The sequence below is a fragment of the Flavisolibacter ginsengisoli DSM 18119 genome, from assembly GCF_900129295.1.
GTDB lineage: Bacteria > Bacteroidota > Bacteroidia > Chitinophagales > Chitinophagaceae > Flavisolibacter > Flavisolibacter ginsengisoli.
In genome coordinates, this window is the sequence record NZ_FQUU01000022.1 from 69,370 (window position 1) to 78,565 (window position 9,196).

At 41.9% G+C, this 9,196-nt stretch carries 9 protein-coding genes, 1 tRNA gene and 1 pseudogene; all 11 read left to right on the plus strand.

Features of this window, described 5'->3' with window-relative positions; all coding sequences use genetic code 11:
* The first annotated feature begins 39 nt into the window (after positions 1–39).
* Positions 40–1,443: an MBL fold metallo-hydrolase gene (locus BUA53_RS18755; RefSeq protein ID WP_072836935.1), complete on the plus strand. Its 1,404-nt coding sequence runs from the start codon at positions 40–42 to the stop codon at positions 1,441–1,443.
* A gap of 100 nt (positions 1,444–1,543) precedes the next feature.
* Complete coding sequence (locus BUA53_RS18760; RefSeq protein WP_072836936.1) at positions 1,544–2,125, plus strand: DUF4136 domain-containing protein; 582 nt, start codon at positions 1,544–1,546, stop codon at positions 2,123–2,125.
* A 116-nt stretch (positions 2,126–2,241) separates the two neighbouring features.
* A tRNA-Glu gene (locus BUA53_RS18765) sits at positions 2,242–2,313 on the plus strand.
* A 333-nt stretch (positions 2,314–2,646) separates the two neighbouring features.
* Entirely contained in the window at positions 2,647–3,927 is a 1,281-nt protein-coding gene (gene dctA / locus BUA53_RS18770; protein ID WP_072836937.1) for a C4-dicarboxylate transporter DctA, read from the plus strand.
* 120 nt (positions 3,928–4,047) lie between these two features.
* Complete coding sequence (gene gap / locus BUA53_RS18775; RefSeq protein ID WP_072836938.1) at positions 4,048–5,061, plus strand: type I glyceraldehyde-3-phosphate dehydrogenase; 1,014 nt, start codon at positions 4,048–4,050, stop codon at positions 5,059–5,061.
* Positions 5,062–5,214: 153 nt separating this feature from the next.
* Entirely contained in the window at positions 5,215–6,405 is a 1,191-nt protein-coding gene (locus tag BUA53_RS18780; RefSeq protein WP_072836939.1) for a phosphoglycerate kinase, read from the plus strand.
* 88 nt (positions 6,406–6,493) lie between these two features.
* The gene (locus BUA53_RS18785) at positions 6,494–7,132 is read left to right on the plus strand and encodes a LemA family protein (protein WP_072836940.1); all 639 of its coding nucleotides are present in this window, start codon (positions 6,494–6,496) and stop codon (positions 7,130–7,132) included.
* Positions 7,132–7,590, plus strand: coding sequence for a TPM domain-containing protein (locus tag BUA53_RS18790; RefSeq protein WP_072836941.1), 459 nt, complete (start codon positions 7,132–7,134; stop codon positions 7,588–7,590). The genes BUA53_RS18785 and BUA53_RS18790 overlap by 1 nt, the downstream gene beginning before the upstream one ends.
* Before the next feature lie 3 nt (positions 7,591–7,593).
* Positions 7,594–8,379, plus strand: coding sequence for a TPM domain-containing protein (locus BUA53_RS18795; RefSeq protein ID WP_072836942.1), 786 nt, complete (start codon positions 7,594–7,596; stop codon positions 8,377–8,379).
* A gap of 102 nt (positions 8,380–8,481) precedes the next feature.
* Positions 8,482–8,661 (plus strand): hypothetical protein, encoded by a 180-nt coding sequence (locus BUA53_RS18800; protein ID WP_139256494.1) that lies wholly within the window; start codon positions 8,482–8,484, stop codon positions 8,659–8,661.
* 284 nt (positions 8,662–8,945) lie between these two features.
* A pseudogene (locus BUA53_RS18810) lies at positions 8,946–9,196 on the plus strand (hypothetical protein); the annotation flags it as partial.

The following is a 9,196-nucleotide window of genomic DNA, read 5'->3' on the forward strand; positions in this document are numbered from 1 at the left end:
ATTTTGTTATTTTTATACATCATCCTTTAAATTGACTATATGAAGATCGCATTTCACGGCGCGGCAAGAACAGTAACTGGTTCTAAACATTTGATTACTTTAAAAAATGGTCAAAAGCTTTTATTAGACTGTGGTATGTTCCAGGGTATGGGCAAAGACACAGATGCCCTTAACCGGAAGTTTGGATTTAATTCTTCCGAGGTTACAGCCATGATCCTTTCGCATGCGCATATAGATCATTCAGGATTGATCCCTAAGCTGGTAAAGGAGGGATTTGCAGGTAAAATATACTGTACCGATGCTACCAGGCAATTAGCTGCGCTTTTATTGGAAGATTCTGCGGAGATCCAGGAGAATGATGCCAAATACCATAATAAAGGAAGCCAGGCACAGGGAACGCCCTTTCAACAGCCTTTATACACGGTGGAGGATGCAAAGAATTGCTTATCATTTTTCCAGGAAAAAAATTATGGGGAATGGTTCCCGGTTTTAGATGGGGTAGAAGCTATGTTCACTGATGCCGGCCATATTATTGGAAGTACCTGTGTACATGTGCGCATTACAGAAAATGGTATCACCAAACAATTGACCTTTAGTGGTGATGTAGGTCGTTACCGCGATGTGATCTTAAAATCACCACAGACCTTTCCGCAGGCAGATTTTATTATCATGGAATCCACTTATGGTAATAGTTTGCATGAGGATGTACATACATCTGTTGACATGTTGCTTTCATGGATAGAGCGCACCTGTATCGAAAAAAGAGGAAAGCTGATCATTCCCGCATTTAGCCTTGGCAGAACACAGGAGATCCTTTATGCCTTGAACCAGCTGGAGTTGGAAAACCGCCTTCCGAAATTGGATTATTTCCTGGATAGTCCTTTAAGCATGGCGGTGACGGACCTTATTAAAAATTATTCTTCCTATTTCAATAAAAACATTCAGCGGGTAATGCAAAGCGATAGTGATCCTTTTATGTTCAATGGGCTTCACTATATAAAATCTGTTGATGAATCCAAGTTGCTGAATTATCGTAATGAACCTTGTGTGATCATTTCTGCCAGTGGCATGGCCGAGGCAGGTAGAGTAAAGCATCATATTAGTAACAATATTGAAAACTCTCATAATGCTATTCTCCTTACTGGTTATTGCGAACCAAATTCATTAGGGGGACGATTAATGGCCGGTGGTAAAGAAGTAGGGATCTTTGGAGTACAGCACGAAGTACATGCCGAGATCGGTTCTATAAAAAGCATGAGTGCTCATGGTGATTATGAAGACCTTTCCCAATGGCTTGCCTGCCAGGATCCGTCTCATGTGCAAAAGCTTTTCCTTGTTCATGGTGAATATGATGTGCAGGTGCCCTTTAAAGCCCGATTGGTAAAAAAAGGTTTCCAGGATGTAGAAATACCTGAACGCCATTTCGAAGTTGGTCTTACCTGAGATTGAAACCCTATTTCGGCTTAAAACTTTCACATCTCCTTTATAATACATGCATAGTTTTTGACGTCTATATAGTATAAAAAAACAAGGAGAACTATCTATGAAATTCATGAAGCTTTTAAGCGTAGCTGCGCTTTCAGGTCTGCTCCTGGCAGGCTGTGCCAGTGTAGCCCACGTTGAAAAGGACAAAACTGTCAACTTCAATAATTACCATTCCTATGCGTGGGTAGACACAAAAGAATCTAAAAGTGATTCATCTGTTAAAGTATCAGACCTTATAGAAAGGATCATAAAAGAGGCTGTTAACAATGAAATGGCGAAGACAGGTTGGAAGGAATCTAAAAAGCCAGATGTTTTATTAACATACGACATACTGGTGGAGAGAGGCATAAAAGAACAAAATAACCCTGTTTACTCTCAACCTTATACCCGCTATTATTACAATCCTTATTCCCGCAGGTATGTAGCTGTTTATTATCCTTCCCAGTTCATGGGCTATGACAATGACCAGCAACAGGTGAAAGAAGGAACTATTACCCTCAGGTTGATCGACGCTAAGACAGATAAGACGATCTGGCAGGGATGGACCACAGATGAAGTGAACAGTAGAAACCTTACCAGTAAGGAAATACAAAATGGTGTAAAAAGCATTTTCCGCAAGTTTGATATTGCGAAGAATTAAAGTATTATTCCTATGAAATTCATCCCGCTTGCCATGGATTTGGTAAGCGGGATTTTTATTGAAAAATATTTTGGATGCAAATACCCTCAGTCCTATCTTTGCACTCCCAAAAACGAGCCGCGTTCGTCTAAGGGTTAGGACACCACCCTTTCACGGTGGTGATACGGGTTCGAATCCCGTACGCGGTACAAACATTTACTCCCACGCCATAAGCGTGGGTTTTTTATTTCGTGTAATACAAGAATGTCTTTTATCTGAATTCTATTTAGAAAAACAGCACTCAGAATTCCACATTTTCATTTTTATTGAAAAATCCTAATGTAAGGCAGGTGCCAGGTATATCTCAACATAAATCTATTTGCATGTTAGCTTAAGTTGAATAGGTATAGTAATTGTCTATTCCGTTTGTACTTCTAATAAAGTAAATGTTATTCTTGTGGTTTTATTCTTATAGAAGTAATCACTCCTGATTCATTATTTCTCTTACGCTATCCCCTTGAAAATCCTTAATATTGATCCGCATGAAATACCTGCGTTCACTTTACTTCCAGGTCCTTATTGGTATCATTGCCGGCATTATCGTTGGTTATAGTATTCCTTCCTTTGCACCTGCTGCAAAGTTGATCAGCGACACCTTTATCAATATGATCAGGATGGTCATTGCACCCGTAATCTTCTTTACGGTTGTTGCTGGCATCGCAGGGGCAGGCGATCTTAAAAAAGTGGGCCGGGTAGGTATTAAGGCCCTTGTCTATTTTGAAGTAGTAACCACTATTGCTCTTATCATAGGGCTGGTTGTTGCCAACCTGGTGAAGCCCGGGGCAGGCATTGCTGCTGAAAACATTCCACCTGCTGATATTTCCAAATATTCAGCCGATGCTGCAGCCATGAACTGGGGCGACTTTATTTCGCATATAGTTCCAGCCAATATAGTTGATGCCTTTGCCAAAGGTGATATCATCCAGGTATTGTTCTTCGCTATATTATTCAGTGTTGGTTTGAAGCAACTGGGAGGCCCCGGACAGGGCATTGTGTTGACCTTCGAAAAGATCAATAAGGTGCTGTTCAATATACTCAGGATCATCATGAAGCTGAGTCCTATCGGCGCCTTTGGCGGCATGGCCTATACCATTGGTAAATTTGGATTTGGCAGCCTGGCCGTGTTGGGTAAGTTGATGGCTACCTTTTACCTCACTTCTTTCCTTTTCGTTTTTATAGTTCTTAATGCCATTGCAAAATATTATGGTTTCAGCCTTTGGAAATTGCTTGGATACATTAAAGCAGAAATACTGATTGTGCTGGGTTCCAGCAGCAGCGAATCTGTACTTCCCAACCTGATACAGAAGCTGGAAGTAGCCGGTTGTGATGAAGGGGTAGTAGGATTGCTTATTCCAACCGGGTATAGTTTCAACCTGGATGGTACCACCATTTACCTTAGCATGTCTGTAATATTCATAGCGCAAGCATTCCATATTCCGCTGTCTATTGGGCAGGAACTTACCATAATAGGCATATTGATTATTACCAGTAAAGGTGCTGCAGGTGTCACTGGCAGCGGGTTCCTGGTACTAACCTCCACACTTACGGCCATGAAAGTTCTTCCTATAGAAGGACTGGCATTATTGATAGGGGTTGACCGTTTTATGAGCGAGGCCAGGGCCATTACCAATATGATTGGCAATACAGTAGCTACGGTGGTTATTGCAAAAAGCGAAAATGCTATCAACATTCCCCTATATAAAAAAATAGTCGAACACCGGCATACAAAAGCCCGGTTGGTTGGTGAACCAGTAACTGACTAATAGACCATCCCTAAACAATTAGAAATGAGGCTGGGCAGCCCCCGGGTTGAGAATCGTCATAGCGAAAACCGTAAACTTCTTTAACTTCGCCCCGCATTTTAAATATTTAAACAAAGAAATATGAGTACTGTTAAAGTTGCCATTAATGGATTTGGTAGGATTGGCCGCCTGGTTTTCCGCCAGATTTATAATATGGAAGGAATTGATGTAGTAGCCATCAATGATTTGACCAGCCCTAAAGTATTAGCGCATTTATTAAAATATGATTCTGCACAAGGTCGCTTTGGCCAGGAAGTTACTTCTACTGATAACTCCATTATCGTTAATGGTAATGAGATCAAGATATATGCCCAGAAAGACCCTGCACAAATTCCATGGGGTAGCCACCAGGTAGATGTTGTATTGGAATGCACTGGTTTCTTTACAGATAAAGCTAAGGCTGAAGCCCACATTACTGCAGGTGCTAAAAAGGTGGTAATTTCTGCTCCTGCCACTGGCGACCTGAAAACGATCGTTTTCAATGTAAACCATGACATTTTAGATGGCAGTGAAACAATTATCAGCTGCGCTTCATGTACCACTAATTGCCTGGCACCAGTGGCCAAGGTTTTAGAAGATACTTATGGCATCGTAAACGGCTTGATGACAACGGTGCATGCCTATACCAACGATCAGAATACACAGGATGCCCCACATCCAAAAGGTGACCTGCGCAGGGCTAGAGCTGCTGCCCAGAACATTGTTCCAAACAGTACAGGTGCTGCCAAGGCTATAGGCCTGGTATTGCCAAGCCTGAAAGGTAAACTGGATGGATCAGCCCAACGTGTACCAACACTTACAGGTTCTTTAACTGAATTGACTGTTATCCTGGGTAAAAAAACCACGGTAGAAGAAGTGAATGCGGCTATGAAAGCAGCTTCCAACGAAAGCTTTGGTTATACAACTGATGAGATCGTAAGCAGTGATATCATTGGAATCACCTATGGTAGTTTGTTCGATGCCACTCAAACAAAAGTGCAGACAGTTGGAGATACACAATTGGTTCGTGCAGTTAGCTGGTATGATAATGAAATGAGCTATGTATCTCAATTGGTGCGTACCGTTCATTACTTCGCTACGCTTATCAAAAAATAATAACTACTTACAGCAAAACCCCGACTGATTGTTCGGGGTTTTTTTATTGCCAGACGAAACTTTTTTAAGTTGAAGTTTTAAATGAGACCAGGTAAGGCTGTTTGCCATTCATTTTGCATTTAACTTTAAGCATATTTCCAAAACATAAGATTCATGAGCAAGTTTCAAGATTATAATTTCTCAGGGAAAAAGGCATTGATCAGGGTTGACTTTAATGTACCCCTTGATGAAAATTTTAATATCACAGATGATAACAGGATGAAGGCTGCGGTGCCTACCATTAAAAAAGTGCTTTCCGATGGAGGAAGCGTTATACTCATGTCGCATTTCGGAAGGCCAAAAGATGGTCCTTCTGAAAAATATTCATTAAAGCACCTGGTAAAGCATTTGAGTGAACTGCTTGGTACAGATGTGCAGTTTGCCAATGATTGCATTGGAGAGGAAGCTATTCAGAAATCACAGGCGCTGAAGCCCGGGGAAGTGCTCTTGCTGGAGAACCTGCGCTTTTACAAGCAGGAAGAAAAGGGTGATGAGGCCTTTGCTGAAAAACTATCCAAACTGGGAGATGTATATGTGAATGACGCATTTGGAACAGCCCACAGGGCACATGCTTCCACAGCAATCATCGCTAAATTCTTCCCGCCGGAAAATAAAATGTTTGGCCTGCTGATGAACAGTGAAGTAGCCAGTGCCGAAAAAGTGTTGCATAGTTCCGAGAAGCCATTTACTGCTATTATTGGCGGTGCCAAGGTTTCTGATAAGATCCTGATTATTGAGAATTTATTGGACAGAGCTACTGATATCATCATCGGTGGTGGAATGGCCTATACATTTTTTAAGGCTATGGGTGGGCAGGTAGGAAAATCACTTGTAGAAGAAGACAGGGTAGATACAGCATCAGAATTATTAAAGAAAGCAGCAGATAAAGGTGTGAACATTCATCTGCCCTCTGATTCTATCATTGCCGATAAGTTTGCAGCGGATGCGGAAATTTCTTCCGCTTTGAGCAATACTATCCCGGATGGATGGATGGGTCTTGATATTGGCGCATTGGCTTGCGATATGTTCACAAAGGTGATACACGATTCTAAAACAGTGTTGTGGAATGGTCCAATGGGCGTATTTGAAATGGAGAAATTTCAGCATGGTACCAGGTGCGTGGCCCAGGCAGTGGCAGATGCTACTGAAAAAGGTGCTTTTACCCTGGTAGGTGGTGGAGATAGTGTATCAGCAGTAAACCAGTTTGGTTTTGCTGATAAAGTAAGCTATGTATCTACAGGTGGGGGTGCCATGCTTGAATATTTTGAAGGGAAGGAACTGCCAGGTATAGCCGCAATGAAATGATGTCATAATAGCACTATTTGAATATGGTGCATAATTTGATTGAACTCATCTATAGTTTTAAACTAACTTAAATTTAAATTTTTACAACATGAGAAGAACAAGCCCGGTCATTTGGATCGTTTTAATACTGGTTGTTGTCCTCGTCTTTGCAGGATGCGGCAGTTATAATAACCTGGTAGGCCAGGATGAAACAGTAAAAAATGCATGGAACAAAGTGCAAAGTGATTACCAGCGTCGCGCAGATTTAATTCCTAACCTGGTTAATACTGTAAAAGGGGAAGCTAATTTCGAACGCGGAACATTGAATGATGTGATCAATGCAAGAGCAAGGGCTACATCTATGCAGATCAATCCTGATAACCTGACGGATGAAAACATCCAAAAGTTTCAGCAGGCACAGACCCAACTTTCTGGTTCATTAAGCAGGCTGCTTGTAACAGTGGAGCAATACCCAAATCTCCGCGCCAATGATGCCTTCAGAAATCTTCAGACACAACTGGAAGGAACGGAGAACCGCATCAAGGTATCACGTAATGATTTTAACGATGCTGTACAAACGTACAATACAAAGGTGCGTTCTTTCCCAACCAACATATTTGCAGGTATTATGGGCTTTAAACCGCGTACTGGTTTCACTGCAGATGCAGGTTCAGAGCGTGCGCCAAATGTAGATTTTGGTGATCAGCAAAAAGCTCCATCCACAAACTTCGATTCAACCAAAAAGTAGTGAGATTACCCTGGCAAAAGAAAAAGGAGTTTTTCACTGAAGAAGAAAAGCAACGGCTTGTAGCTGCCATCAAAAAGGCGGAACAAAATACAAGTGGAGAAGTTCGTGTATTCATAGAATCGAAATGCCGGTTTATGGATGCATTGGACAGGGCAAAGGAGATCTTCTTCAAGCTTGAAATGGACCAGACAGATGAGCGTAATGCCACATTGATCTATGTGGCGGTAAAAGATAAGCAGGCAGCCATTTTTGGAGACCAGGGTATTCACCAGAAAGTTGGTGACCAATACTGGCAATCAGAAGTGCTGAAAATGCTGCATCGATTCAAACATGAACAGCTTGCCGAAGGTATTAGCCTGGCCGTAGAAGACCTTGGCCAGGCTTTACAACAGTATTTCCCCTATAATAAGGACACCGATAAAAATGAACTGCCCGATGAAATTGTTTTTGGCAGGTAAAGAATGAAGAAACTACTACTGATTATATCTCTTATCCTTTGCGTCAATGCATTTGCGCAGATAGATAAGATTATTCCGGAACGGCCCAACCCTCCAAAGCTGGTTAACGACTTTGCACATGTGCTGACTCCCGAACAGGTGGATGCACTTGAAAGAAAACTGGTGGCTTATGATGACAGTACATCAAACCAGATCGCTGTCGTAACCATTCAGTCCACTAACGACTATGCTATTGATGATGTGGCATTGGGGATATTAAGAAAATGGGGAGTTGGTAATAAAGAAAAAGATAATGGCATTGTTATACTGGCCGCAATAGCCGACCGTAAAATTTGGATCGCTACCGGTTACGGCATGGAAGGGGTAATCCCTGACATTACGGCACAGTCCATAATAGACCAGGACATCCTTCCCAATTTCCGGGAGAGTAATTATTACCGGGGTTTTGATAACGCTACTACCTCCATATTTAAGGCTGCAGCAGGTGAATATAAAGCTCCCGAAGGCTACAACAACAGGGGCAAAGGTTCCGGTATTAGCATTGGTAAAATCATTCTTGCTATTATTATTCTCATTTTCATTTTCAATATTTTTGGTGGTGGCAGTAATCGTGGCGGAGGATTTATGTCCAGGCGTGGATACAGAGGACTTGGCGGGCCAATCATTTTCCCCGGTGGATTTGGAGGTGGTGGCTTTGGCGGCGGCGGTGGCGGCGGCTTTGGAGGAGGAGGATTTGGAGGATTTGGCGGTGGCGGTGGTGGTGGCGGCGGTGCCGGTGGTGGCTGGTAAGTAAATTATTGATACATCTTCAATAAAGGCCTGGCTTACAGGCCTTTATTATTTTTTAAAGGCTGGTACATGAATTGTACACCTTATCCCAAATTAAAGCGTATGAAAAAGATATTAATGGCGGCAACTGCCGTTGGAGCAGCAACAGCAGGTGTGATCTTATACCTGAGAAACCGTAATTCAGATCAAAAGACAATTGAAAACAGTGCAAAAGATGCTTACAGGACCATGAATGATGGCCTGGGCAAAGTGGAAAGATTAGGACAACACGCAATGGGTTAATCTATTAAAATAAAAAACTATAACAAAAAGCGGCTAAATGCCGCTTTTGCTGTTTAGTAAAGGCATAAATATGGAGTGTACCATTTTTCCTATAACTCCTATCCTCCATATAAATGCTTTGCAGAGTTTCAGGCGCCCAAAAAGCTTTTACTATCAAATAAAGTCCTTTCCCTGGTATAGTTGGATAATTGATAATTACTTTTCAACCTTTCTGGCTTTCCCACCCCCAAATTTTGGATCGTTGTCTCGTTCCAGAAAAAGTTTACAGACAAACTGTCAATTTTATGGAAAGGTTCATTAAAAAACACGGCAAGCGGTGGGTATGGAGTCCAACTTTTAAGATGCATGTAGCAAGGACTGTTCTGGATAAGGGTTTATCTTACCTGGAGGCAGCAGAGCTATTTAACATTAAGCGGGTAAAAACTGTTGGTGAATGGGTTAAGCAGTTTCGTAAGGAACTTGCAGGTTCAAATGCTATCGACATGGTTACTCAGTCCTCCCCAACTGGTGCTGTGGATCTTTCATTATCTGATCA

Bases quoted from the DNA above. Each gene is read 5' to 3' on its own strand.
- BUA53_RS18785 (WP_072836940.1), top strand. From the start codon at position 6,494: ATGAGAAGAACAAGCCCGGTCATTTGGATCGTTTTAATACTGGTTGTT.
- BUA53_RS18795 (WP_072836942.1), top strand. From the start codon at position 7,594: ATGAAGAAACTACTACTGATTATATCTCTTATCCTTTGCGTCAATGCA.
- gap (WP_072836938.1), top strand. From the start codon at position 4,048: ATGAGTACTGTTAAAGTTGCCATTAATGGATTTGGTAGGATTGGCCGC.
- dctA (WP_072836937.1), top strand. From the start codon at position 2,647: ATGAAATACCTGCGTTCACTTTACTTCCAGGTCCTTATTGGTATCATT.
- BUA53_RS18800 (WP_139256494.1), top strand. From the start codon at position 8,482: ATGAAAAAGATATTAATGGCGGCAACTGCCGTTGGAGCAGCAACAGCA.
- BUA53_RS18760 (WP_072836936.1), top strand. From the start codon at position 1,544: ATGAAATTCATGAAGCTTTTAAGCGTAGCTGCGCTTTCAGGTCTGCTC.
- BUA53_RS18780 (WP_072836939.1), top strand. From the start codon at position 5,215: ATGAGCAAGTTTCAAGATTATAATTTCTCAGGGAAAAAGGCATTGATC.
- BUA53_RS18755 (WP_072836935.1), top strand. From the start codon at position 40: ATGAAGATCGCATTTCACGGCGCGGCAAGAACAGTAACTGGTTCTAAA.